The organism is Streptomyces sp. NPDC052299 (assembly GCF_040679335.1).
Classification (GTDB): Bacteria; Actinomycetota; Actinomycetes; order Streptomycetales; family Streptomycetaceae; genus Streptomyces.
On record NZ_JBFAUP010000005.1, the window covers coordinates 50,069 to 73,656 of the forward strand.

Genomic DNA, 23,588 nt, shown 5'->3' on the forward strand with positions numbered 1-23,588 from the left:
CACGCCCGCGCGGTCCGCCGGTCGGCGGGGCGCACGGCGGCGGACCGGCTCCGTCGCCGGCGACCTTGTTCCCGTACGGAACAAAGTCTCTCAGAGAGGAGGGTCTTTCCGGTAAACGGCCCGTTGCGTCAGAGTTTGACGCGGGCGGCGATCGGCAGATGGTCGCTGCCGGTGGCCGGGAGCGTCCAGGAGGACATCGGCTCGACGCCCTTGACCATGATCTGGTCGATCCGCGCCATCGGGAACTTCGCCGGCCAGCTGAACCCGAAGCCGTCGCCGGCCGCGCCCTGCGTGGAGCGCATCTGCGAGGTGACGGCCTTGAGCGCACGGTCGTTCATCGTGCCGTTGAGGTCGCCGAGGAGGGCGACGCGGGCGAGCGGTTCGTGGGAGATGGCCTTGCCGAGGGCGTCGGCGCTCTGGTCGCGCTGGTTGGCGGTGAAACCGGCGTGGAGCTTGACGCGTACGGACGGCAGGTGCGCCACGTAGACCGCGAGGGGGCCCTCCGGGGTCGCGACGGTGGTCCGCATCGCGCGGACCCAGCCCATCTTGAGGTCCACCGGGCGGGTGTCGCTCAGCGGGTACTTGCTCCAGAGGCCCACGGTGCCCTGCACCGAGTGGTAGCGGAAGCGGCCGGCGAGCGCCTTCTCGTACGCCGCCACCTTGCCGGCGGGCAGCTCCTGGAGGGCGACGACGTCCGCGCCGGAGCCCGCGACCTGGTCGGCGGTGGCGGCCGGGTCGGGGTTGTCCGCGTTGACGTTGTGCGTGGCGACGGTGAGGTCGCCGCCGCTGCCGGACTTGTCCGTGAACAGGCCGCCGAAGATGTTGAGCCAGACCACGACCGGCAGCAGCAGCGCCACCAGCGCGGTGCCCGAGCGGCGCACCAGGCCCAGCACGAGCAGCACCGGGAAGAACACGCCGATCCAGGGCAGGAACGTCTCGGAGAGGCTGCCCAGGTTGCCGATGGTGTTCGGGATCCGGGAGTGGAAGGCCATCACGAGGGTCAGCAGGAGCGAGCAGCAGGCCAGTACGATCCCGCGCCGCCAGGTGCCCCGGTCCCTCAGGCGCCGGGCGAATCTGTCGCGCAGGTCCCGGAAGCGGGAGCCGGAGCGCTGCGGTCCCACGCCGTTCCCGGTGTCCGCCCTGTACGCCTGCACCATCGCGCTGTCCTCACTGCCTTGCCGTACACATCGCCGCGCCCCCGACCCTAGGGGATGCGCGATGCCTTTCATGCCGCCTGTGGCGGTCGTACTGCCACGAGGACGTGGGAGGCGGCTCGGGCAGTTCCGGAGGAGCGGGGAATCGCGGTGTTCTGTGACGCAACGATCACATCCGTCCGCGCCGGGGCGCCAGACCCTCCAGCACCAGGGCGATGATGCGGTCGGCGAGGTCCTCGGGCAGCGGCGCGTCGGGCCGGTGGATGGTGCGTACGAGCATGGGGCCCAGGAACAGGTCGTCCATCAGCTCCACGTCCGTGTCGTCCCGCAGCTCGCCCGCCTCGACGGCGCGCCGGACGGCGGCGACCATGGCGAGGCGTCGGGGGGCTATCACGGTGCACTGGTACTCGTGCCAGAGCTTGGGGTGGCTCTTCATCTGCGCGAACACGTTGTGCAGCAGCACGGAGGAGCGCTGGGCGAGGCCGCGTCTGCGCATCGACTCCAGCAGGACGCGCAGGTCGCCCAAGCCGCCGGTGCCGGAGACCTCGGGTTCCGGGGGCTCGATGGCGCGGAGCACGTCGACGAAGAGCTCCTCCTTGCCGGCCCAGCGCCGGTAGATGGTGGCCTTGCCGACCCCGGCGGTGCGGGCGATGCGCTCGATGGAGAGCGCGGCGAGGGGTTCACCGGCCTCCAGCAGCTCCACGACGGCGTCCAGGATGGCCGCCTCGGCGGCGGCACTGCGCGGCCGTCCCCGGCGCGGCTCGGAGTCGTCCCCGGGTCCCGGGGGGCCGGGAACCTCGCCGGACCGCTCGTCCGGTGCCTGAGCCTGCACGTGAAACCACCTTTCGCCGCCTCCGATTCTCGCCGACGCGGTCGGGGGCCGGACCCCACGGGTGAACCGGGCCGCACGACGCGGCCCGGTTCACCCGGAAGGCTCAGCCCGAGGTCATCGTTCGGCGCCCGCCGTGGCGGGGCGCTCCTCCTCGCGTACGGCGCGGGGCGCGGCCGGTTCGCGGCCGGGCAGCCACAGGGCGACGACGACCGTGCCGACGAGGGCCACGGCGGCCGAGCCGAGGGCCGTGACGTGCATGGCGCTCATGAAGGCGTCGTGCGCGGCGGTGACCAGCGGGGCGCCCTTGGGGCCCAGCTTCTCGGCGATGGCGAGGGTGGCCTCGATGGACTCCCCCGCCGCGTCCCGGACTCCGGAGGGCAGCGCGCCGAGGTGGTTCTCGATGTCGCCCCGGTAGACGGTGGACAGCACCGAGCCGAGCACGGCGATCCCGAGCGCGCCGCCGACCTGGCGGAACGTGTTGTTGACGGCCGAGCCGGAGCCGGCCTTCTCGCGCGGCAGGGCCTGCATCACGGCGACGGTGACCGGCGGCATGACGTGGGCCATGCCGGTGCCCTGGACGAAGAAGACGACGCACATCAGCCAGACGGGCGTGTCGGCGTCGAAGAGGGCGAACGCGGCCAGGCCGAGGGCGACGGCCAGCATGCCCGCCGTGCAGACGGCGCGGGCGCCGAAGCGGGCGACGACGATCCGGGCGCGGGGCGCGAAAACCATCTGGGCCACGGCCAGCGGCAGGATCAGCAGCCCGGACTGGAGGGCGCTCCAGCCGCGGACGCTCTGCATGTAGAAGGCGGAGAAGAAGGTGACGCCCATCAGCGCGAAGAAGACCAGCGCGATCGCGGCGACGGCGGCGGAGAACGCGGGCTTCCTGAAGTACGAGATGTCGATCGCCGGGCTGGCGCTGCGCTTCTCGTGGAGGACGAAGACCACCAGGACGGCGAGGCCGCCGATGACCGGGAGGAGGACGGAGACGTCGGTGAAGTCGGCGAGCTCGCCGCCCCGGATGATGCCGTACACGAGGAGCACCAGGCCGATGATGGAGAGCACCACGCCGAGCGGGTCGAGCCGCCCGGGGCGCGGGTCCTTCGAGTCCGGCACCAGCAGGACCATAGCGACCAGGGCGACGATCACCACGGGGACGTTGACCAGGAAGATCGAGCCCCACCAGAAGTGTTCGAGGAGCAGGCCGCCGGTGATCGGGCCGATCGCGATGCCGAGGCCGACACTGCCGGCCCAGATGCCGATCGCCTTGGGCTGCTCGTCGCGCTCGAAGACGTTCATCAGGACGGCGAGCGTGGCCGGCATGACGAAGGCGGCGCCGAAGCCCATCAGGGCGCGCCAGGTGATGAGCTGGCCGGGCGAGTCGGACAGGGCGGCGAGGGCGGAGCCGATGCCGAAGAGGGTGATGCCGAAGAGCAGGACCTTCTTGCGGCCCAGTCGGTCGCCCAGCAGGCCGGCGGTGAAGAGGAGGCCGGCGAAGACGAGCGTGTAGGAGTTGATCGCCCACTCCAGCTCGCTCTGGGTGGCGCCGATTCCGGTGGGCGAGGGGGAGGCGATCGTCTTGACGGCGACGTTCAGGATCGAGTTGTCCAGCACGACGATGAGCAGGCTGAACATCAGGACCACGAGAATCGCCCAGCGGCGGCGGTGGACCGCCTCCGGTATCTGGGACACGGCGGGAGCGCCGGAGGGTGTGGACATGAGGAGCAGCCTAGACGCATTCCGATACGAGACCGTCTCGTATTGTAAATTCTTTACCGAGGGCCCGGCCGCGCGGCCCACTTCCCGCGACCGGCTCCGGGATGCCACCATGGAAGCGGTCCGGGGACGCCGTCAGGGCGCCTCGAGATGACGAAGGAGCCACCTGCCATGTCGCTTCAGGCTGCGCAGAATCAGTCCGCCACCCCCGCGGGTGCCCCCTCCGACAGCAGCAAGGCGCTGTACGGGGGCAAGAGCAACCGCCGGGTCACCGTCCACGACATCGCCGCCGCCACCGCGCGCGGCGAGAAGTGGCCCATGCTCACCGCCTACGACGCGATGACCGCGTCCGTCTTCGACGAGGCCGGCATCCCGGTCATGCTCGTCGGCGACTCCATGGGCAACTGTCACCTCGGCTACGAGACCACCGTGCCCGTCACGATGGACGAGATCGCCATCCTGTCCGCCGCCGTCGTCCGGGGCACCAAGCGCGCCCTGATCGTCGCCGACCTGCCGTTCGGCGCGTACCAGGAGAGCCCGGTCCAGGCCCTTCGCAACGCCACCCGGCTCATCAAGGAGTCCGGTGTCGGCGCGGTGAAGCTGGAGGGCGGCGAGCGCAGCCACGAGCAGATCAAGCTGCTGGTCGACGCCGGAATCCCGGTCATGGCCCACATCGGCCTCACCCCGCAGTCCGTGAACGCCATGGGCTACCGGGTCCAGGGCCGGGGCGAGGAGGCCGCCCAGCAGATGCTGCGCGACGCCAAGGCCGTGCAGGACGCGGGCGCGTTCGCCGTGGTCCTGGAGCTCGTACCGGCCGAGCTGGCCGCCGAGGTCACCCGCACCCTGCACATCCCGACCATCGGGATCGGCGCCGGTCCGGAGACCGACGCCCAGGTGCTGGTCTACACCGACATGGTCGGGCTGACCGGCGGCAAGGTGCCGCGCTTCACCAAGCAGTACGCCGACCTGCGGCAGATCCTCGGCGACGCCGCGAAGGCGTACGCGGAGGAGGTCGTCGGCGGCACGTTCCCGGCCCCGGAGCACACCTTCCACTGAGGCCGCACGGGGTGCCGGGGCGCACCCCCGACGACCACCACCGGTAACGACGACAGCCCGCCGACTTCCCCCATCGGCGGGCTGTCGGCCGTTGTCGGCGGGGCCGAGCGGGCTGTCGGCCGGCTGTCGGCGGCCTGTCGGTGGCGGCTGGTCTGATGGTCGGCATGACGCGAATCGACAAGAACCCCCGGCGCGGCGGGAACGCCGTAGAGGTGCGGGGACTGGTCAAGCACTACGGCGAGACCAAGGCCCTGGACGGCGTGGACCTCGATGTGCGCGAGGGCACCGTCCTCGGCGTGCTCGGCCCCAACGGCGCCGGCAAGACCACCCTCGTACGCTGCCTCTCCACGCTCATCACGCCCGACGCCGGGACCGCGGTCGTCGCCGGCTTCGACGTGGTGAAGCAGCCCCGCGCACTCCGCCGCACCATCGGCCTCACCGGCCAGTACGCCTCGGTCGACGAGAAGCTGTCCGGCTGGGAGAACCTCTACATGATCGGGCGGCTGCTCGACCTGCCCCGCAAGAAGGCGCGGGCCCGGGCCGACGAGCTGCTGGAACGCTTCTCGCTCACCGACGCGGCGAAGAAGGCCGCGATGGAGTACTCCGGCGGGATGCGCCGCCGGCTCGACCTGGCCGCCTCCATGATCGGCAGCCCGGCCGTCCTCTACCTGGACGAGCCCACGACGGGGCTCGACCCCCGGACCCGCAACGAGGTCTGGGACGAGGTGCAGCGCATGGTCGCGGAGGGGGCGACCGTGCTCCTCACCACCCAGTACATGGAAGAGGCCGAACAGCTGGCCAACGAGCTGACCGTCATCGACAAGGGCAGGATCATCGCCCGCGGCGGTGTGAACGAGCTCAAGGCCAAGGTCGGCGGGCGCACCCTGCAGATCCGCCCCTCGGACCCGGCCGAGCTGGCCCCGATGGCGCAGGCGCTGCGGGAGACCGGTCTCGACGGCGTCGCGGGCGCGCAGGCCGTCCCGGACGAGGGCCTGCTCTACGTACCGATCCTCAGCGACGAGCAACTGACCGCCGTCATCGGGCTGCTCGGCACCCGGGGCTTCTCGCTGGCCCACGTCGCCACCGCGCTGCCCAGCCTGGACGAGGTGTTCCTCGCCATCACCGGCGACAAGGCCACCGTCACCGACACGACTCCCGAGGAGGTCGCGGCATGAGCACCACGACTCTGACGCCCACCCCCACCGGCACGCCCGCCTCCGCGCCGGCCACGAAGCTCCACGACGAGGGCTCCATCGGACTGCGGAACAACCTGCGCCACATCGGGGCCCTGGTCCGGCGCAACCTGCTCCAGATCAAGAAGGATCCGGAGTCGATGTTCGACGCGCTGCTGATGCCCGTCATCTTCGTGCTGCTGTTCGTGTACGTCTTCGGCGGCTCGGTCGGCGGCAGCATGGGCGGCGGCCGGCAGGAGTATCTGAACTACCTGATCCCCGGTCTGATGGCGATGATGGGCATGAACATCGCCATGGCCGTCGGCAGCGGTGTCAACGACGACTTCCGCAAGGGGGTCATGGACCGCTTCCGTACGATGCCGATCGCGCGCTCCTCGGTACTCATCGCGAAGATCGTGGTCGAACTCGCCCGGATGATGGTCGCCACCCTCATCCTGCTGGGCATGGGCTTCGCCCTCGGCATGGAGCTCCACGGCTCGGTGCTCGGCCTGCTCGGCGCGATCGGCCTGTCGGCCGCGTTCGGCGCCGCGATCATGTGGATCTTCATCCTGCTCGGCCTGGCGATGAAGACGCCCCAGGCGGTTCAGGGCATGGGCATGCTGGTCATGATGCCGCTGCAGTTCGGTTCCTCGATCTTCGCCCCGCCGACGACGATGCCCGGCTGGCTCCAGTCGTTCACCGACTACAACCCGCTGTCGAACCTGGCGGACGCGGCGCGCGGCCTCATGATGGGGACCTCGCTCGGCCACTCGGTCTGGCTGACGCTCGGCTGGGCCGTGGTCATCACGGCGGCCGTGGCTCCGCTCGCGGTCTCCAAGTTCCGCAAGAAGTCCTGACGTCACGCGTTCTGCTCGGGAACGGCGTCCACGAGGGCGGCGGCCTCCTCCAGGGAGAGGCCGCCGCCCTCGGCGTACGCGGCCTCGTAGGCGGCGTCCCCGAGCCGGTCCCGGACCAGCGCCTCGGCGCGGGCCAGGTTCTCGCGTTCCATCGCGTTCATGAAGTGGCCCTCGGGCAGGTGCGCCCGGCCGGTGCCCAGCAGCCGCGCCGCGATGCCGGCCTTCTCCTCGCCGCCGAGCCCGCCGAGCGCCCAGGCCAGGATGACCAGGTTGATCACCGCCATCTGCGGCGCGACCATCTGCGCCAGCGGGTCCCGTACGCCCTTCAGGGACCGCCGGCTCCGCTCCAGCGCGCGGGCGTACTCGCCGTCCTGGTTGTCCAGCCAGGCCAGGCCGCCGAGGACGAAGCCCTCGAACACCGCCATGGTCTCGGACGCGAACTCCTCCTGGAGGAGGGAGAACTGCTCGCGCGCCTCGGCGGTCCGGCCGCACCGGCCCAGCCACATCGCCAGGAACAGCCGGGCCGCCGGCCTGGCCTCGTGGCCGGTCTGCCGCTCGTCGGCCAGCACCTCACGCATGATCGCCTCGCCCTCCGCGCCCCGGCCGAGCTCGGTGAGCACGGAGGCGTAACGGACGCGGAGCACGGAGACCTGGGAGAGGGCGCCCAGCTTCTCGGCCGAGCGGATCGCGGCCTGGAAATCCTCGGCGGCCTGCGCGTAGTCGCCCTGCTTCTCGTTGGCCTCGCCGCGCGAGGAGATCGCCTCGGCCATGCCCCAGTCGTCGCCGAGGCGACGGAAGATCGCCAGGCTCTCGTCGGCGTCCCGGTGGGCCTCCCCGGCCCAGTCGGGGCGGTTGGCCAGCACGTTGGCCCGCATCTGGAGGGCGGCGGCCAGCTCCCACTCGTAACCGAACTCCCGCGCGCCGCGCACCGTTTCGTCCAGCAGGTGGCGCAGGTCGGCCGCGCCGCCGGTGAGCATCACGGCGTAGAACCAGAGCGAGGCGGGGCTGCGGCAGGTCTGCGGCTGGCCGACCCGGTAGGTGGCGACGATGGCCCGCAGCCGGGCCATGCTCGCCTCGTTCATCCACTCGTCCATCGCGTGGTCCATGCTGACCAGCTGGACCAGGGTCACCTGCCGCCGCGCCTCCTCCAGCAGCTCCCGGCGCATGGGCGGCGGCGCGTCCGTGCAGCGCTCGTGGATGGAGGGCGCGGGCCGTACGGGCTCCGCGAACGGGTCGGGGCCGAGGGCGGCGACCGCGTCGGCCCAGTGCAGGGCGTCGCCGCGCAGGTTGCGGATCTGCCAGTACCAGGACAGGGACAGCACCATGCACAGCGCCTCCTGCTCGTCGCGGGCGGCGACGGCGTGGCGCAGCGCGATGCGCAGGTTCTCGTACTCGCGTTGCAGGAGCCGGATCGCGGCGAGCTGTCCGGAGCCGCGCAGCAAGGGGTCGGTCGTACGGGCCAGTTCGCGGTAGAACACGAGGTGCCGGTGCTCGACGGCCTCCCGCTCGCCCGACTCCTCCAGGCGCTCCGCCGCGTACTCACCGACGGTCTCCAGGAGCCGGTAGCGCATCCGGCCGTCGTCCGCCGGGGCCGCGACCACGAGCGACTTGTCCACGAGCGAGCCGAGGAGGAGGGCCACCTCGCCGGAGCGGCCGGCCGGGTCGGCGCAGACGGCCTCGGCGGCCTCCAGGGTGCAGCCGCCGGCGAAGACGGAGAGGCGGCGCAGGGTGACGCGCTCGTCGTCGTCCAGCAGCTCCCACGACCAGTCCACGACCGCGCGCAGGGTCTGCTGTCGGGGCAGCACGGTCCGGCTGCCGCTGGTCAGCAGGCGGAAGCGGTCGTCCAGCCGGTCCGCGATCTGCTGCGGCGTGAGCATCCGCAGCCGGGCCGCGGCGAGCTCGATGGCGAGCGGCAGGCCGTCCAGGCGGCGGCAGATCTCGGCGGTGGCCGCCGCCGTCGCCTCGTCCGCGTCCACCCGGAAGCCGGGGCGGGCTGCGGCCCCGCGCTCCGCGAGCAGCCGCAGCGCGGTCGGGTCCGGGAGCGGGTCGACCGGCCGGACCGCCTCGCCCGGCACGCCGAGGGGTTCCCGGCTGGTCGCGAGGACGGTGAGCCGGGGGCAGCGGGCGAGCAGGTGGTCGGCGAGGGCGGCGGCGGCCTCGATGACGTGCTCGCAGTTGTCGAGGAGGAGCAGCATGCGGCGTCGCGCGCAGTACTCGGTGAGCCGGGCCAGCGACTCACCGGCCGCGCGCTCGTCGCCGGAGGCCCGCTCGGCGGCCCGGAACTCCCCGGAACCGGCGCCGCTGAGCACGGTCTCCCGGGCCCCGAGGGCGGCGAGCACCGCCTCCGGCACGGCCTCCGGATCGTCCACGGGGGCCAGCTCGGCGAGCCAGATGCCGTCCGGCCAGGTGCCGGGGTCGACGGTGTCGGCGACCTCCTGCGAGAGCCGGGTCTTGCCGGCGCCGCCGGGCCCGAGGAGGGTGACGAGCCGGCCCCGGGAGAGGTCGTCGCGCAGGGCCTCCATCTCGTGCTCCCGGCCGACGAAGCTGGTGAGCCGGGCGCGGAGGTTGCCCAGGGGCGCGGCTTCCCGCACGGGGGCCGGGGGCTCCTGCCGCAGCAGCTCGGCGTACAGGGTGGTCAGCTCGGGGCCGGGGTCGGTGCCGAGGCGGTCGGCGATGAGGGTGCGGACCTCCTCGTACGCGGCCAGCGCCTGGGCGGTGCGTCCGGCGTCGCGCAGGGCCCGGAGGCGGAGCGCCTGGAGGGGTTCGTCCAGGGGGTGTTCGCCGCAGAGCGCGGTCAGCTCCGGCAGCACCCCGGCGGCCCGGCCGAGCGCGAGCTCGGCGGCGAGCCGGTCCCGGCGGGCGTCGAGCCGGCGGGCGTTCCAGCGCGCGGCGGCGGCGTGCCGGTCGGGGAGGTCGGCGAGGGCGGGGCCGCGCCAGAGGGCGAGGGCGTCGCTCAGGAGGCCCGTCGCCCGGGCCGGGTCGCCCTCCGCGAGGGCCCTCGCGCCGTCGCCGGCGAGCCGTTCGAAGCGGAACAGGTCGACGGCCTCCGGCTCGGCGGCCAGCCGGTAGCCGCTCTCCGCCGAGGCGACGGCGTCGTGCCCGATGGCCCGCCGCAGCCGCCCGACCAGCGCCTGGAGCGCGCCGGCCGCGTCGGCGGGCGGTTCGCCGTCCCACACCTCGTCCACCAGCACGGCGACCGGGACCGTGCGGCCGGGCCGCAGCGCCAGCACGGTGAGCAGCGCGCGCAGCCGCGCCCCGCCGACGGAGAGGGCCGTGCCGTCGTCGCGGAGTGCCTGGGTCGTACCGAGGATGCCGTAGCGCACGCGCCCATTCTCCGCGACCGGCCCCGTTGCCCGCACGGCCGCCCCGCCCCTGCCCCTGCTCGTCATGGCCCCCACCCTTTCCGGTGCCGGAGCGGGAAGCGAACCGTTTCCGCCGTGTCGGGGTCAGCCCTCCGGCGTACGCTCCTTCGGCTCGACCGCGTAGCCGGGCACGGACGGCCAGCGGACGGTGAGCACCACGGACTCCTCCTCGGCGATCCAGGAGTGGTCGACGCCGACGCCCCACACCACGTAGTCGCCCTGCTCCTCCAGGAGCACGCTGCGCCCGGGCAGCTCCACCCGGAACCGCCCGCTGATGAGCACGAGCAGCGCGGTCCGGCTCTCCCCGCGCACCCACTGCGCCCGCTCGTCGCCCACCGGGTGGACGCCCCACTTGATCTCGACGTCCTCGCTGTGCCGGGGATCGCCCGCGTCCTTGAAGTGCCCGAGGATCCATCCCCGGTCGAGCGCGGCGTCCTTGCCGGCGTTGCCCACGTATACGTTGTCGTTCACGTGGGGGGACGCTAGCAGGGGGCGTTCCGTTCGGCGGGGACGGCTACGCTCGGCCCCATGGCGAGCGCAGCGCAGCAGCGGATCAGTCCGGTCTTCCTCGGGATCGCCGCCGTGACGGCCGTGGCCGGGTGGGGGGTGTGGACGGACTTCGCGGCGCAGCCGGGGTTCGCGACGTTCCTGTTCGTGACCGGGGCGTGGGTCGTGTCGCTCTGTCTCCACGAGTACGCGCACGCGAGGACGGCGCTGCACAGCGGGGACATCTCGGTGGGGGCCAAGGGCTATCTGACGCTGAACCCGCTGAAGTACACGCACGCGCTGCTCAGCATCGTGCTGCCGGTGCTGTTCGTGATCATGGGCGGGATCGGGCTGCCCGGCGGGGCGGTGTTCATCGAGCGGGGCCGCATCCGCGGCCGGTGGCGGCACAGCCTGATCTCGGCGGCCGGGCCGCTGACCAACGTCCTGTTCGCCGTGGTGTGCACCGCGCCGTTCTGGCTGGACGCCCTGGACGGGGTGCCGCCCGCGTTCCGGAACGCGCTGGCGTTCCTGGCGCTGCTTCAGGTGACGGCCGCCATCCTGAACTTCGTGCCCGTGCCGGGGCTCGACGGCTACGGGGTGATCGAGCCGTGGCTGTCGCACTCGGCGCGGCGCGCGGTCGAGCCGCTCGCCCCGTTCGGCCTGATCGCGGTCTTCGCCCTGCTGTGGGTGCCCGAGCTGAACCGGGCCTTCTTCGACGCGGTCTACGCCCTGCTGCGCGGCCTGGGCGTGCACGGCTGGTGGAGCGACTGCGGCCTGGACGCCTACCGCTTCTGGCAGGAGGCGGACCCGCGCTGCGCGGTCCCCGGCTAGCCGCGGTCGGCGGTCGCGGTCTCCGCGCGGCGGCGGCGCAGGTAGTACCAGGCCATGTTCGAGGAGAGGCCGACCAGCAGGACCCAGACGACGCCGATGAGCACGCTGCCCTGGACGAAGGACGTCACGGCCGCGGCGAGGGCCAGGACGCAGACGACGAGGGCGTAGAGGGCGAGGCGGGGCATGGGTGGCTCCTGTCGGGGGTGATGCGCGGTCTCCACCAGTGTCCCCCATGCCCCGGGACGTCCGGTGCGGGCCCGGCTCAGACGTCCGTCGTACGGAGGCCGGCGTGCGCCTTGTAGCGGCGGTTGACCGAGATCAGGTTGGCGACCAGCGACTCGACCTGGTGGGCGTTGCGCAGGCGGCCCGCGAAGATGCCGCGCATGCCCGCGATCCGGCCGGCCAGGGCCTGGACGACGTCCGTGTCGGCGCGGGCCTCGCCCAGCACGAGGACGTCGGTGTCGATCTCCTCGATCGTCTCGTCCTGGAGCAGCACCGCCGAGAGGTGGTGGAAGGCGGCCGTGACGCGCGAGTCCGGCAGCAGGGCGGCGGCCTGCTCGGCGGCGCTGCCCTCCTCCGGCTTCAGCGCGTAGGCGCCCTTCTTGTCGAAGCCGAGCGGGTTGACGCAGTCGACGACGATCTTCCCGGCCAGCTCCTCGCGCAGCGACTCCAGCGTCTTGGCGTGCCCGTCCCACGGCACGGCCACGATCACCACGTCGCTCTCCCGCGCGCACGTCGCGTTGTCCGCGCCCCGGACGCCGTTGCCCAGCTCCGCGGCCGCCGCCTCCGCGCGGTCCGCGGCGCGGGAGCCGATGATCACCTGCTGCCCGGCACGCGCGAAGCGGTACGCGAGGCCGCGTCCCTGGGGTCCGGTGCCGCCGAGCACGCCGACGGTCAGGCCGGACACGTCCGGCAGGTCCCAGGGGTCCTTGGCGGGGGGCTTGGGGGCGCTGCCGCTGTCATTCGTAGTCATGGCCCCGACACTACTGCCAGGGCCAGGAGGGAGCCCGTGGGCCCGGCCGCCACCCGTACGGATGGCGCTGCGGCCTTTCGCCGGTGCCGGGGCCCCCGCATGGTGCAGGATGCCGGGCCATGGATGCCGTACGTGTGGCGCTGCTGCGTGAAGTGCTCGCCAGGACCCAGTGGCCCGCCGCCGCCCGGCGGTTCGCCGGTGCGCTCCGCTCCTCCGTGGTCCCGCACGGCGGCGGGCTGCTGCTGGTGGGGACCGAGGTGTACGAGCCCTGGCACCTCGCCGCCCATCTGGTGGACGAGTCCACCTGGTCCGGGCTGCCCGAACTCCGCCCCACGCTGGTGCGCCACCGGGTGGAGCCCGGCGACCCGGCGCACCTGGCGGTCGGCCTCGGCCGGATCGAGGCGGCCGGGCGGGGCGAGACGCTGCTCGTGGTGACGCCGGACCGGGCCGGCGAAGGGCTGCTGGAGCGGGTGCACGACGCCCGGCGCGCCGGGGCGACGGTGCTCTCGCTGGACAACGGCGACCCGCAGGTGCGCGGGCTCGCCCATGAGGCGCTGTCCGTGACGGACGGCGACGACGTGGACCTGGACACCGTCCAGCACCTGGTCAGCGCCGCCGCCGGGGAGAACGGCGCGCCGGTGCCGCGCGGTGGGCGGCGCACGTTCCGCGACCGCCTGTCCCGGCTGGCCGACCAGCTCACGGCTCCCCCGCCGCCCCGTTGGTGAGCGGGCCCGGGGCCTCCGTAATCCGTTTGCATGCTCCACGTATCACGACGGACCATGTCTCCTCGTGACCTCTCGCACCTCCCTCGCCGCCAGGCTGGCCGCGCTCCTCCCCGACCTCTCGCCCTGGCGGTCGTCGGCCGACTTCCGGTTGCTGTGGGTGCAGGGCATCGTCACCTACTTCGGCAGCTTCATGGCGCTCATCGCGCTGCCGCTCCAGATCAAGGACCTCACCGGCTCCCCGCTCGCCGTCGGCGCGATGGGCGCGGTGGAGCTGGTGCCGCTCGTCCTGTGCGGTCTGTACGGAGGCGCGCTCGCCGACGCCGCCGACCGGCGCAAGATCATCCTGGCCACCGAGGCCGGCCTCGGGCTGCTCGCGGTGGTCCTGCTGGTGAACGCGGCCCTGCCCGACCCGATGCTGTGGCCGCTGTACGTGGTGGCGGGCGGGGTCTCCGCGCTCGCCGGGCTCCAGCGGCCCGCGCTGGACTCGCTGATGGCCCGGATCGTGCCGCACGACCAGCTTCCGGCGGCCGCCGCGCTGAACTCGCTGCGCTGGCAGGCCGGGGCGATCATGGGCCCGTCGCTGGCCGGTCTGGTGGTGGCCTACGCCGGGCACGCCACGGCGTACGCCATCACCGTGGTCACCTTCGCCGTCTCGGTGCTGATGTGCCGCCGGCTCGCCCCCGCGCCGCCCGCCGAGCAGGGGCTGAAGCCGTCGCTGCGCGGCATCGTGGAGGGCGCCCGCTACGCCTGGAGCCGGCCGGTGCTGCTGGGGACGTACGCGATCGACATGGCCGCGATGTTCTTCGCGTTCCCCAACACGATCTTCCCGTTCCTCGCGGACGAGCTGGACGCCGACTGGTCGCTGGGCCTGATGTACGCGGCGGGCTCGGTCGGCTCGCTGCTGCTCGGCCTGACCAGCGGGTGGACCTCGCGGGTGCGCCGGCACGGGCTGTTCGTCGTGTCCGGCGCCGCGGTCTGGGGGCTGTCGATCGCGGCGGCGGGCTGGTTCGGCAACGTGTGGCTGGTGCTGGTGTGCCTCGGGTTCGCCGGGGCGGGCGACATGCTCAGCGGGCTCGGCCGGTCGACCATCTGGAACCAGACGATCCCGGAGGAGCTGCGCGGCCGACTGGCGGGCATCGAGGTGCTCTCGTACAGCGTCGGACCGCAGCTCGGTCAGGTCCGGGCGGGCGGCATGGCGGGCTGGACGGGGACCCGGCCCGCGATCTGGACCGGGGGCGTGGCCTGCGTCGCGTCCGTGGCGCTGCTGGCGGCGGCGCTCCCGAAGCTCCTCACGTACGACTCGGCCACGGACGAGGACGCGCTGCGCAGGCGCGCCCAGCGGGCGGAGGGGCCGGCCGTGGAACCGGCGGCCTGAGGCCGGGGGCGCGGGGCCCCCGGGACCTCACCGGTCCGTCAGCCCGCCCGGCCGTCCTCGTCCGGGCCCTTGCGGTCGTGCCACTTGGGGTCCGTGTCCCACTCCAGGTTCCGTTCCTGGGCGGTCTCCATCGCGTGCTGCGCCTCCTGCCGGGAGGCGTAGGGACCGAAGCGGTCCTTGGCCGGGCACTCGGGGCCCTCTTCGACCTTCTTGTGCTCCAGGCAGTAGAACCACTCGCCCGGCTTGCCGACCGTGCGCTTCTTGAACAGGGCCATCATCGGTTCCTTTCCTCTGTGCCATGGTGCCCCGGACACGCTGGTTAGACTCGCTGGCATGTCTGGCCAGTCGCTGCTCGTACCAGGGGAGATCACTCCCGTCCGTTCCGTGCCCGGAAACATCCGGCGTCCCGAGTATGTGGGCAAGCCGGCTCCGACGCCGTACACAGGTCCTGAGGTGCAGGACGCCGACACCATCGAGCGCATGCGCATCGCGGGACGCATCGCCGCGCAGGCGATGGCCGAGGCCGCCAAGCACATCGCCCCGGGTGTCACCACGGACGAACTCGACCGCGTCGCCCACGAGTTCATGTGCGACCACGGCGCCTACCCGTCGACACTGGGCTACCGCGGCTTCCCCAAGTCGCTGTGCACGTCGCTCAACGAGGTGATCTGCCACGGCATCCCGGACTCCACCGTGCTGCGCGACGGCGACATCGTGAACCTCGATGTGACCGCGTACATCAACGGGGTGCACGGCGACAACAACGCGACCTACCTCTGCGGCGAGGTGGACGAGGAGTCGCGGCTGCTCGTCGAGCGCACCGAGGAGTCGCTGCGGCGCGCGATCAAGGCCGTGAAGCCGGGGCGTCAGATCAACGTCATCGGGCGGGTCATCGAGTCGTACGCGAAGCGCTTCGGGTACGGCGTGGTGCGGGACTTCACCGGGCACGGGATCAACACCTCGTTCCACTCCGGGCTGATCGTGCCGCACTACGACAGCCCGCACGCCACGACCGTGATGCGGCCCGGCATGACGTTCACCATCGAGCCGATGCTGACCCTCGGCAGCCACGACTACGACATGTGGGACGACGGCTGGACCGTGGTGACGAAGGACCGCAAGCGCACCGCGCAGTTCGAGCACACGCTCGTGGTGACGGAGACCGGCGCGGACGTCCTCACGCTGCCGTAGCCTCCGCGGCGGGCAGCAGCACCTCCCGGCACCACTGGCGGAAGCCGGTGGGGACCGGGGTGGTCAGGGCCCGCCACTCGGGCTCGTAGATGCCGTCGTCCTGGGCGGCGGCCATGTCGAGCAGGCCCTGCGCCCAGGCGTCGTGCATTCCGTACCCCGTCAGGGCCGCCTTGTACTCCTCGCCGTCGGGCCGCTCGAAGCGGACCGGGCGCTCCAGGACCTCGGACAGGACCCGGGCCATCCCGACGGGCGTGAGGGAGTCGGGGCTGATGAGCGGGACCGTCTCCTGCCCCGACCAGGAAGCGTCGGCGAGGAGGCGGGCGGCCACCGCGGCGATGTCGCGGGTGGCGACGAGCGGCAGCTCGCGGTCCGGGGCGACCGGCACGGACAGCACGCCGCGGGTCCTCAGCACGCCCGCCTGGTGGAGCAGGTTCTCCATGAAGAACGGCATGGCCAGGGCGCGGTAGGCGACCCCGGTGCTCTCGATCATCTCGTCCATCGCGAAGGCGGCCGACAGCTGTCCGGCGTGCGCCCCGTAGCCCCGGCCCAGGCTGCTGATGCCGACGACGCGGCGCACGCCGCTCGCCCGCAGCGCCTCGCGGGCCGGGCGGGTGAAGCCGAGGTAGTGCTCCCGGATGTCCTCGGCGCGGGGGTTGGGCGGGACCAGCCACAGGACGGCGTCGGCCCCCTCGAATGCCCGGCCCAGCACCTGAGGGTCCCCGTGGGAGCCCCGCACCACCTCGGCGCGCTCGCGCGCCTCGGGGACGAGCCTCGCGGGGTCGCGGGCGATCACCCGCACCTTCTCGCCGCCGTCGAGCAGCGCATCGAGCACCTGGCGGCCGATCCGGCCGGTGGGGGCGGTAACGACGATCACGGGAACCTCCGAAGGGGCATGGCTGTGGACGCGGACGCGGCGCGACGGCCGGTCACCGGCCACCCACCGCTTCCATCGCTAACGACTACACCGTAGCACCGATAACGCAGAGCGCTAACACGAATCCGCTATCATCGGTAACCATGGAGACCGAGCACCCCGCCCCCGCCGAGAGCAACCGCCGGCGGATCATCGCCGCCGCCACCCGACTGCTCGCGGAGCAAGGGCGCGAGGCGGTGTCGACCCGGGCCGTGGGCGCCGCGGCCGGTGTCCAGGCCCCCACCATCTACCGGCTCTTCGGCGACAAGCAGGGCCTGCTCGACGCGGTCGCCGCCGACGGCTTCGCGAGCCATGTCGGTGACAAGGCCGCGCTGGAGCTCACCGGCGACCCGGTGGAGGACCTGCGCAGGGGCTGGAACTTCAACACGGAGTTCGGCCTGGCCAACCCGGCCCTCTACACACTGATGTACGCCCAGCCGAGCCCGGGCACCCCCTCCCCCGCCTCGGTGGCCGCGCTGGAGATCCTGGCCGCGCACATCCACCGGATCGCCGAGGCCGGCCGGCTGCGGATCGACGAGGCGCGCGCCACCCACCTGGTGCACGCCGTGGGCGGCGGCACCACCCTCTCGCTCATCGCCACCCCGGAGGACCGGCGGGACATGAGCGTCTCCCACCTGGCCAGGGAAGCCGTCATCGCCGCGATCACCACCGAGGCCCCCGCCTCCCCGCCCCCCGGCCCGGCCGCGGCGGCCGTGGCGCTCCAGGCCCTCCTCCCCCGGACCGACGCCCTCACGGCGGGCGAACGCGCCCTGCTGACCGAACTGCTCGACCGCATCTCGGCCGCCCCCGAGGAACGCGCCTGAAGTTGCCGACGAGGCGTCGGCAAGGTTGACCCCGTTGCACTCCGCGAGCGGGGCGAGGAGTTCCGCGCGGCCTGAACCCTTACCCGTGGTGGGCCAGGACGACCCTGCCGCCGATCTCCACCGTGCCGTCGGGCGCGGGCGCCGTGAGGATCTGTGAGCCGCGGCCCTGTGTGATGTTGAGCGCGCGCCCGAGGTGCGCGCTCAGCAACAGGGCCGCGGCTCCCGTCGCTTCGTCCTCGACGATGCCGTCGTCCCTGCGCGGGAACGCCCTGGCCCGGACGCGCCCCGCCGCCTCCTCCTCCCACGCCCAGGCGTACAGCCAGCCCTCACCGGGCGGCGGTGCCGGGAGCGCGTCGACCTCGGCGGCCGAGGCGTACTGCTCCAGGGTGCGCGGCGGCGCCCACTCCGGGCGGGCGGTGATCCAGCAGAACTCCCCGTCGTGGCGGGCGAAGACGTCGCCCACCTCCAGCTCCAGGACCTCCAGGTCGAGCAGCCAGGCGGCACCGACGACGGGATGCCCGGCGAACGGCAGCCGGAGCCCCGGGGTGTAGATGTCGAGCCGGCCGCGCTCGGGGTCGTCCACGAACACGGTCTCGCTGAAGCCGAGCTTCCCGGCGAGCTCCTGCCGGTCCGCGCGGCCGGGGACGCGGCGCCCGTCGCGTACGACACCGAGGGCGTTGCCGTTCCGGCCGTCGGGGCCGCAGAACACGCGGAGGATGTCGGTGCCGGCGGGTACGTCGAAGTCGCTCACGCCCGCATTCAAGCATCCGCCCGGGCGTCGGGGCGCCGTCGGCTCGGCGCGCCCGGTGGCGTCCCGGCCCGAGGGCCGCGCCCACCACGACTTGACCTGCCCATTACCCATCCGGGGTACGCCCATGGGTCGATCGTGACCGCATCGTCTCCGGGAGCCGGCAGTGAGAGCTGAATCACTGCACGGGTGGGTATCGGGCAGATAAGCCTCGGCTAAGTTAGGTCCGCCTCACCTGGCTTTGTCCGGTCCGATTCCTCCTTTCCTTCATCCTCAAGTGGAGCCCCGATGCGAGCCGTTCGTCTCTCCGTCGTCACCGCAGCCGCCACCGCGGCCGCTCTGACCGCCGTCACGGGCTGCGCCGAGAAGAGCGACGGCAAGGGCGAGGGGGCCGTCCAGGTCGTCGCCAAGGACGACTCCTGCGAGGTCTCGAAGAAGAAGCTCCCGGCCGGACACGTCGAGCTGGCCGTGCAGAACAAGGGCTCCAAGGTCACCGAGGTCTACGTCCTCTTCCCGGACGACCGCATCGTCGCCGAGCGCGAGAACATCGGCCCCGGCACCAAGGCCACCATCACGGCCGAGATCAAGGCCGGTTCGTACGAGATCGCCTGCAAGCCCGGCATGAAGGGCCACGGCATCCGGCAGAAGATCGAGGTCAGCGGCGGCAAGGCGGTCAAGCGCAGCCCGGAGATGGACCAGGCCGTCGCGGCGTACCGCACCTACGTCCAGGCGCAGGCCGACGAGACCCTGCCGATGGTCAAGGTCTTCACGGACGCCGTCGCCGCCGGGGACATCGAGGCCGCGAAGAAGGCGTACGCGAACTCGCGCATCGGCTGGGAGCGCACCGAGCCGGTCGCCGAGTCCTTCGGCGACATCGACCCGAAGGTCGACGTGCGGGAGGACGGCCTGGAGGACGGCCAGAAGTGGACCGGCTGGCACCGCCTGGAGAAGGCGCTGTGGCAGGACAAGAAGCTGGGCGCCGAGGAGAAGGCCCTCGCACCGGTCCTCTACAAGGACCTGGCCGACTGGCAGAAGCGCGTCGGCACCGCCGACATCACCCCCACCTCGATGGCCAACGGCGCGAAGGAACTCCTCGACGAGGTCGCCACCGGCAAGGTCACCGGTGAGGAGGAGCGCTACAGCCACACCGACCTGGTCGACTTCAAGGCCAACGTCGAGGGCGCCGAGCAGTCGTACAAGCTGCTGAAGCCGATCGCGTCGAAGAACGACCCGGCGCTCACCGCCACCCTGGACAAGCGGTTCGCCGAGCTGAACAAGCTGCTCGAGCAGTACCGCGAGGACCCCTCCTCGTACGACTTCACCTCCTACGAGAAGGTCGGCAAGGCGGACCGCAAGGAGCTGTCGGACGCGGTCAACGCGCTGGCCGAGCCGCTGTCCAAGCTGGCCGCCGCGGTCACGAAGTAACCGGCCGGAAAGAGGCTCGGGATGAACGACGAGACCCGCGAGACACCCGCCGGGGGCTCCGCCCCGTCGCGCCGCGCGCTGCTGGGCTGGGGCGGTGCCGGGCTCGCGCTCGGCGCCGCCGCGGCCGGAGTGGGCGTCGCCGCGGCCCGCTCCGGTGACGACGGCCCGGCGACGGCCGCGGACAGCGGCGCCGCGGTGCCGTTCCACGGCGCACACCAGGCCGGGATCGCCACCGCGGTCCAGGACCGGCTGCACTTCGCCGCGTTCGACGTCACGACGAAGGACCGGGCCGAACTGGTCGCGCTGCTCAAGGAGTGGACCCGGGCTGCCGAGCGGATGACCGCCGGGCACGCGGTCGGTGACGGGGCGTACGGGGGTCTTCCGGAGGCGCCGCCGGACGACACGGGCGAGGCGCTGGGGCTGAGGCCGTCCCGGCTGACGCTGACCCTCGGCTTCGGGCCCTCGCTGTTCGCGAAGGACCGGTTCGGCCTCGAAGCGCGGCGGCCCGATGCGCTGGTGGACCTGCCGAAGTTCCCCGGTGACAACCTCGACAAGGCCCGCAGCGGCGGCGACCTGTGCGTCCAGGCGTGCGCGGACGACCCGCAGGTGGCCGTGCACGCCATCCGCAACCTCGCCAGGATCGGCATGGGCCGCGCCGCGATCCGCTGGTCGCAGCTGGGCTTCGGCAAGACGTCCTCGACCACGCCGGACGCCCAGACCCCGCGCAACATGATGGGCTTCAAGGACGGCACCCGGAACATCTCCGGCACCGACACGGCCGCCCTGGACCGCCATGTGTGGGCCGGAGCCGGGGACGGTCCCGAGTGGATGGCCGGGGGCTCGTACCTGGTGGCCCGGCGCATCCGGATGCACATCGAGACCTGGGACCGCGCCCCGCTCCAGGAGCAGGAGGACGTCTTCGGCCGGGACAAGGGCGAGGGCGCGCCGGTCGGCAGGTCCAAGGAGCGCGACGAGCCGTTCCTGAAGGCGATGCTGCCGACCGCGCACGTGCGCCTCGCCCACCCGGACAGCAACGGCGGGGCGATGATCCTGCGCCGGGGCTACTCCTTCACGGACGGCACCGACGGCCTCGGCAGGCTCGACGCGGGGCTGTTCTTCCTGGCGTACCAGCGCGACACCCGCAAGGCGTTCATTCCCCTGCAACGGCGCCTGGCGGCACACGACGCACTCAACGAGTACATCCAGCACGTGGGTTCGGCGCATTTCGCCGTCCCGCCGGGCGTCCGCGACAAGGACGACTGGTGGGGCCGGGCGCTGTTCTCGTAACGGGACTCGAAGCGGAAAGGGAACCGAGACGTGTTCAGCAACTTCCTGATCGGGCTGCGTGAGGGCCTCGAGGCCAGCCTGGTCGTCTGCATCCTCATCGCGTACCTGGTGAAGACCGGCAACCGCGACAGGCTGGTGCCGATCTGGATCGGTGTGTCGATCGCGGTCGTCGTCAGCCTGGGCTTCGGCGCCGGACTCGAATTCGGCTCGCAGGAGATGACGTTCAAGGCTCAGGAGGCGCTGGGCGGTTCGCTGTCCATCGTCTCGGTGGGCCTGGTGACGTGGATGGTCTTCTGGATGCGGCGGACCGCCCGCCATCTCAAGGCCGAGCTGCACGGCAAGCTGGACGCGGCGCTCGCCATGGGCACCGGCGCGCTCGTCGCGACCGCGCTGCTCGCGGTCGGCCGGGAGGGCCTGGAGACCTCGCTGTTCGTGTGGCGGGCGGTGCACGCGGCGGACGACGGCTGGCATCCGATGATCGGCGCGCTGCTCGGCATCGCCACGGCCGTCGTGCTGGGCTGGCTGTTCTACCGGGGCGCGCTGAGGATCAACCTGGCGAAGTTCTTCACCTGGACCGGCGGGATGCTGGTGGTCGTCGCCGCGGGCGTGCTGGCGTACGGCGTGCACGACCTCCAGGAGGCGGAGTTCCTGGGCGGCCTGCAGAACCGGGCGTTCGACATCAGCTCCACGATCCCGCCGGACAGCTGGTACGGGACGCTGCTGAAGGGCACCTTCAACTTCCAGCCGGACCCCACCGTCCTCCAACTCACCGTCTGGGCGCTGTATCTGGTCCCGGCCCTCGCGCTGTTCCTGTCCCCGGTAGGGTTCGGACGGTCAGTGGCGACGGATCAGAAGGCGCGGAAAGCAGCGGATGAGAAGTCTGGGGCCGGTGCGGCGGGCGACGGGGCTCGTGGTGGCGACGGTGCTGAGCCTGACGGCGAGCGGGTGCGTGACGGTGCACGGCGAGCGGGAAGTCGTACCGGCGGCGACGCGGGCTGAGGCCGCCCGGGCGCTGAAGGACTTCACCGCCGCGTACAACGCCGCCGACAAGGCGTACGATCCGGCGCTGGACGCGGACGTGGTGACGGGCTCGCTCGGTGCCGTCAACCAGGCGGGGCTGAAGGCCCGGCACCGGATATCGCCCACCGGCAACTCCCGGCACCAGCCGCTGAAGCTGACCGATGCCCGTTTCGTCATCCCCGGGAAGGCGGGCTGGCCGCGCTGGTTCCTCGCCGACACGGAGTCCAACCGCGACGCGGACGCGGCCGGGCGGACCAGCCGCTGGCTGCTGGCGTTCACGAAGGCGGGCCCCGACGCCGGCTGGAAGGCCGCCTATCTGTCGGTCGTCGCCAAGGACCGGCTGCCCGCCCTCGCGAAGGACGCCGCCCCGGTCGCGGCGGACGGACCGGGGCTGGCCGTGGCCCCGCGCGATCTCGGCACGCGCTACACGCAGTACCTCCAGAACGGCGCCCCGGACGTGTTCGCGCCGGGGGCGGCCACCTCGGAGTGGCGGGAGGCGCGGCTGAACACCCGGCGGGCCGGGTTCTCGTACCAGTACGCCGACCAGCCGCTGGACGGTGGCGCGTACGCCCCGCTGGGGGTGGCCACCGCGGACGGCGGGGCACTGGTCTTCTTCAGCAGCAGGCACTTCGAGCGGCAGACCGCCGCACGGGGGCTGCGTCCGGCGGTCGATCCCGATGTGGAGGCGCTGCTCACCGGAGAGGTGAAGAGCACGCTGACCAAGGAGCGGGTCTCCAGCCAGCTGGTGTACGTGCCGAAGAAGGGCTCCGGCAAGGGCCGGGTGACCGTGCTCAGCCGGCTGCCCGGGCTGATCTCGGCGAAGGGCTCGTAGCGGCGGCAAGGCCGCCGGGCAAGCTCACCGGCGCAGCGGCCAGGCCACCGATTCGTGGTCGACCTCGCTCTGGCCCTCGGAGCCGACGAACCGCGCGCAGGCGTCCGTCAGGGTCTCCAGGAGCGTCAGCGGGTCGGGCAGCGGATGCTCCGGTCCGCGCAGCCAGGCGACGTCCAGCTCACCGGGGAGCTGGGCCGGGGGCAGCAGCACATAGCTGCCGCGGCAGTGCCAGCGCAGGCCCGGGTGCTCGTCCATCGTCTCGGGATGGCAGTCCAGCTCGCACGGCCACCACTCGTCCTCGTCCTCCGGGGTGCCGCGCGTCGCGGTGAAGAACAGCATCCGGTCGTCGCCGGAGCGGGCCACGGGCCCCACCTCGACCCCGGCCGCGAGGAGCCGTTCGAGGGCCTGCTCACCGGCCGCCAGCGGGACGTCGAGGACGTCGTGGATCATGCCGGTCGCGGTGATGAAGTTGGCCTGCGGCTGGCTGCGGGCCCACCGCTCGATCTGGGCGCGGTCGGTGGTGGACTGCGTCTGCCAGGCGAAGGAGAGCGGATGGCGGGCCGGGGTGGGACAGCCGATGCGTTCGCACGAACATCGGTAGCCGACCGGGTGGGCGGCGGGCGCGATCGGCATTCCGGCCTCGGCGACGGCCAGGAGCAGCGCCTCCCGCGCGGTGTCGTCGACCTCGCGCTGCTGCGGTTTGGGTCGTCGCCGCAGCCACTGGGAAATCTTGCTCTCTGAGCCGCGACTACGGCCGAAATCGGCGCCCATCTATCCCCTTGCCTTTGCGTTGCCCCTGCCCATGGTCC

Annotated in this window: 23 protein-coding genes; 12 read left to right on the top strand and 11 right to left on the bottom strand. The window is 72.7% G+C overall.

Translation table 11 applies throughout. From position 1 onward, the window contains the following. Positions 1-128: 128 nt before the first annotated feature. The 3 genes from AB0L33_RS10050 to AB0L33_RS10060 form a co-directional block, all read right to left on the bottom strand. Positions 129-1,157, bottom strand: coding sequence for an endonuclease/exonuclease/phosphatase family protein (locus tag AB0L33_RS10050; RefSeq protein WP_365679530.1), 1,029 nt, complete (start codon positions 1,155-1,157; stop codon positions 129-131). 166 nt (positions 1,158-1,323) lie between these two features. Continuing rightward, positions 1,324-1,986 carry a TetR/AcrR family transcriptional regulator gene (locus tag AB0L33_RS10055; RefSeq protein ID WP_365679532.1) on the bottom strand — a complete coding sequence of 221 codons (663 nt, stop codon included), beginning with the start codon at positions 1,984-1,986 and terminating at the stop codon, positions 1,324-1,326. A gap of 114 nt (positions 1,987-2,100) precedes the next feature. After that, positions 2,101-3,705 carry a DHA2 family efflux MFS transporter permease subunit gene (locus tag AB0L33_RS10060; protein WP_365679534.1) on the bottom strand — a complete coding sequence of 535 codons (1,605 nt, stop codon included), beginning with the start codon at positions 3,703-3,705 and terminating at the stop codon, positions 2,101-2,103. Positions 3,706-3,873: 168 nt separating this feature from the next. On the opposite strand from AB0L33_RS10060, the gene panB reads away from it, so the two are divergent. The 3 genes from panB (at position 3,874) to AB0L33_RS10075 (ending at position 6,787) form a co-directional block, all read left to right on the top strand. Beyond that, on the top strand, positions 3,874-4,758 hold the full coding sequence (gene panB / locus AB0L33_RS10065; protein ID WP_365679536.1) for a 3-methyl-2-oxobutanoate hydroxymethyltransferase: 885 nt from the start codon (positions 3,874-3,876) through the stop codon (positions 4,756-4,758). Positions 4,759-4,913: 155 nt separating this feature from the next. Beyond that, entirely contained in the window at positions 4,914-5,933 is a 1,020-nt protein-coding gene (locus tag AB0L33_RS10070; protein WP_365679538.1) for an ATP-binding cassette domain-containing protein, read from the top strand. Further along, positions 5,930-6,787 (top strand): ABC transporter permease, encoded by an 858-nt coding sequence (locus AB0L33_RS10075; protein ID WP_365679540.1) that lies wholly within the window; start codon positions 5,930-5,932, stop codon positions 6,785-6,787. The genes AB0L33_RS10070 and AB0L33_RS10075 overlap by 4 nt, the downstream gene beginning before the upstream one ends. 2 nt (positions 6,788-6,789) lie before the next feature. On the opposite strand, the gene AB0L33_RS10080 is transcribed toward AB0L33_RS10075, so the two are convergent. Beyond that, positions 6,790-10,110 carry a BTAD domain-containing putative transcriptional regulator gene (locus AB0L33_RS10080; protein WP_365679542.1) on the bottom strand — a complete coding sequence of 1,107 codons (3,321 nt, stop codon included), beginning with the start codon at positions 10,108-10,110 and terminating at the stop codon, positions 6,790-6,792. 123 nt (positions 10,111-10,233) lie between these two features. Further along, positions 10,234-10,620, bottom strand: a complete 387-nt coding sequence (locus AB0L33_RS10085) for a signal peptidase I (protein ID WP_365679544.1) — start codon at positions 10,618-10,620, stop codon at positions 10,234-10,236. 57 nt (positions 10,621-10,677) lie between these two features. Between AB0L33_RS10085 and AB0L33_RS10090 the strand changes: the two genes are divergently transcribed. Then, positions 10,678-11,466 (top strand): site-2 protease family protein, encoded by a 789-nt coding sequence (locus AB0L33_RS10090; protein ID WP_365679546.1) that lies wholly within the window; start codon positions 10,678-10,680, stop codon positions 11,464-11,466. On the opposite strand, the gene AB0L33_RS10095 is transcribed toward AB0L33_RS10090, so the two are convergent. Together AB0L33_RS10095 and npdG are read right to left on the bottom strand one after the other, a co-directional pair. Then, complete coding sequence (locus AB0L33_RS10095; protein ID WP_365679547.1) at positions 11,463-11,651, bottom strand: hypothetical protein; 189 nt, start codon at positions 11,649-11,651, stop codon at positions 11,463-11,465. The two genes, AB0L33_RS10090 and AB0L33_RS10095, sit on opposite strands and share 4 nt — an antisense overlap. A 77-nt stretch (positions 11,652-11,728) precedes the next feature. After that, positions 11,729-12,439, bottom strand: coding sequence for an NADPH-dependent F420 reductase (npdG, locus tag AB0L33_RS10100; protein ID WP_365679549.1), 711 nt, complete (start codon positions 12,437-12,439; stop codon positions 11,729-11,731). 119 nt (positions 12,440-12,558) lie between these two features. Here npdG and AB0L33_RS10105 point away from each other — a divergent pair, with 119 nt between their 5' ends. Both AB0L33_RS10105 and AB0L33_RS10110 read left to right on the top strand, forming a co-directional pair. Beyond that, positions 12,559-13,164: a hypothetical protein gene (locus AB0L33_RS10105; protein WP_365679551.1), complete on the top strand. Its 606-nt coding sequence runs from the start codon at positions 12,559-12,561 to the stop codon at positions 13,162-13,164. A gap of 64 nt (positions 13,165-13,228) precedes the next feature. After that, positions 13,229-14,539 carry an MFS transporter gene (locus tag AB0L33_RS10110; RefSeq protein ID WP_365679553.1) on the top strand — a complete coding sequence of 437 codons (1,311 nt, stop codon included), beginning with the start codon at positions 13,229-13,231 and terminating at the stop codon, positions 14,537-14,539. 38 nt (positions 14,540-14,577) lie between these two features. On the opposite strand, the gene AB0L33_RS10115 is transcribed toward AB0L33_RS10110, so the two are convergent. After that, complete coding sequence (locus AB0L33_RS10115; RefSeq protein ID WP_365679555.1) at positions 14,578-14,814, bottom strand: hypothetical protein; 237 nt, start codon at positions 14,812-14,814, stop codon at positions 14,578-14,580. A gap of 58 nt (positions 14,815-14,872) precedes the next feature. Here AB0L33_RS10115 and map point away from each other — a divergent pair, with 58 nt between their 5' ends. Continuing rightward, complete coding sequence (gene map, locus AB0L33_RS10120; protein WP_365679557.1) at positions 14,873-15,730, top strand: type I methionyl aminopeptidase; 858 nt, start codon at positions 14,873-14,875, stop codon at positions 15,728-15,730. Here map and AB0L33_RS10125 read toward each other — a convergent pair. After that, positions 15,717-16,604, bottom strand: a complete 888-nt coding sequence (locus AB0L33_RS10125; protein ID WP_365679559.1) for an NAD(P)H-binding protein — start codon at positions 16,602-16,604, stop codon at positions 15,717-15,719. The genes map and AB0L33_RS10125 overlap by 14 nt on opposite strands. A gap of 143 nt (positions 16,605-16,747) precedes the next feature. Here AB0L33_RS10125 and AB0L33_RS10130 point away from each other — a divergent pair, with 143 nt between their 5' ends. Further along, on the top strand, positions 16,748-17,467 hold the full coding sequence (locus tag AB0L33_RS10130) for a TetR/AcrR family transcriptional regulator (RefSeq protein ID WP_365679561.1): 720 nt from the start codon (positions 16,748-16,750) through the stop codon (positions 17,465-17,467). Positions 17,468-17,546: 79 nt separating this feature from the next. Here the strand turns inward: AB0L33_RS10130 and AB0L33_RS10135 are convergent, their stop codons facing one another. Beyond that, on the bottom strand, positions 17,547-18,218 hold the full coding sequence (locus tag AB0L33_RS10135; protein WP_365679563.1) for a PhzF family phenazine biosynthesis protein: 672 nt from the start codon (positions 18,216-18,218) through the stop codon (positions 17,547-17,549). 285 nt (positions 18,219-18,503) lie between these two features. On the opposite strand from AB0L33_RS10135, the gene efeO reads away from it, so the two are divergent. Genes efeO through AB0L33_RS10155 form a run of 4 tightly spaced genes read left to right on the top strand, consistent with a single transcriptional unit; the run spans position 18,504 to position 22,779 of the window. After that, complete coding sequence (gene efeO, locus AB0L33_RS10140) at positions 18,504-19,640, top strand: iron uptake system protein EfeO (protein WP_365679565.1); 1,137 nt, start codon at positions 18,504-18,506, stop codon at positions 19,638-19,640. Between the two features lie 21 nt (positions 19,641-19,661). After that, positions 19,662-20,927, top strand: a complete 1,266-nt coding sequence (efeB, locus tag AB0L33_RS10145; RefSeq protein ID WP_365679567.1) for an iron uptake transporter deferrochelatase/peroxidase subunit — start codon at positions 19,662-19,664, stop codon at positions 20,925-20,927. Between the two features lie 30 nt (positions 20,928-20,957). Then, the gene (efeU, locus tag AB0L33_RS10150; protein WP_365679569.1) at positions 20,958-21,926 is read left to right on the top strand and encodes an iron uptake transporter permease EfeU; all 969 of its coding nucleotides are present in this window, start codon (positions 20,958-20,960) and stop codon (positions 21,924-21,926) included. Then, positions 21,877-22,779 carry a hypothetical protein gene (locus AB0L33_RS10155; protein ID WP_365680112.1) on the top strand — a complete coding sequence of 301 codons (903 nt, stop codon included), beginning with the start codon at positions 21,877-21,879 and terminating at the stop codon, positions 22,777-22,779. Before efeU ends, AB0L33_RS10155 begins: the two co-directional genes overlap by 50 nt. Positions 22,780-22,803: 24 nt before the next feature. Here AB0L33_RS10155 and AB0L33_RS10160 read toward each other — a convergent pair whose 3' ends face one another. Continuing rightward, positions 22,804-23,550, bottom strand: a complete 747-nt coding sequence (locus AB0L33_RS10160) for a bifunctional DNA primase/polymerase (protein ID WP_365679571.1) — start codon at positions 23,548-23,550, stop codon at positions 22,804-22,806. Between the last annotated feature and the right edge of the window lie 38 nt (positions 23,551-23,588).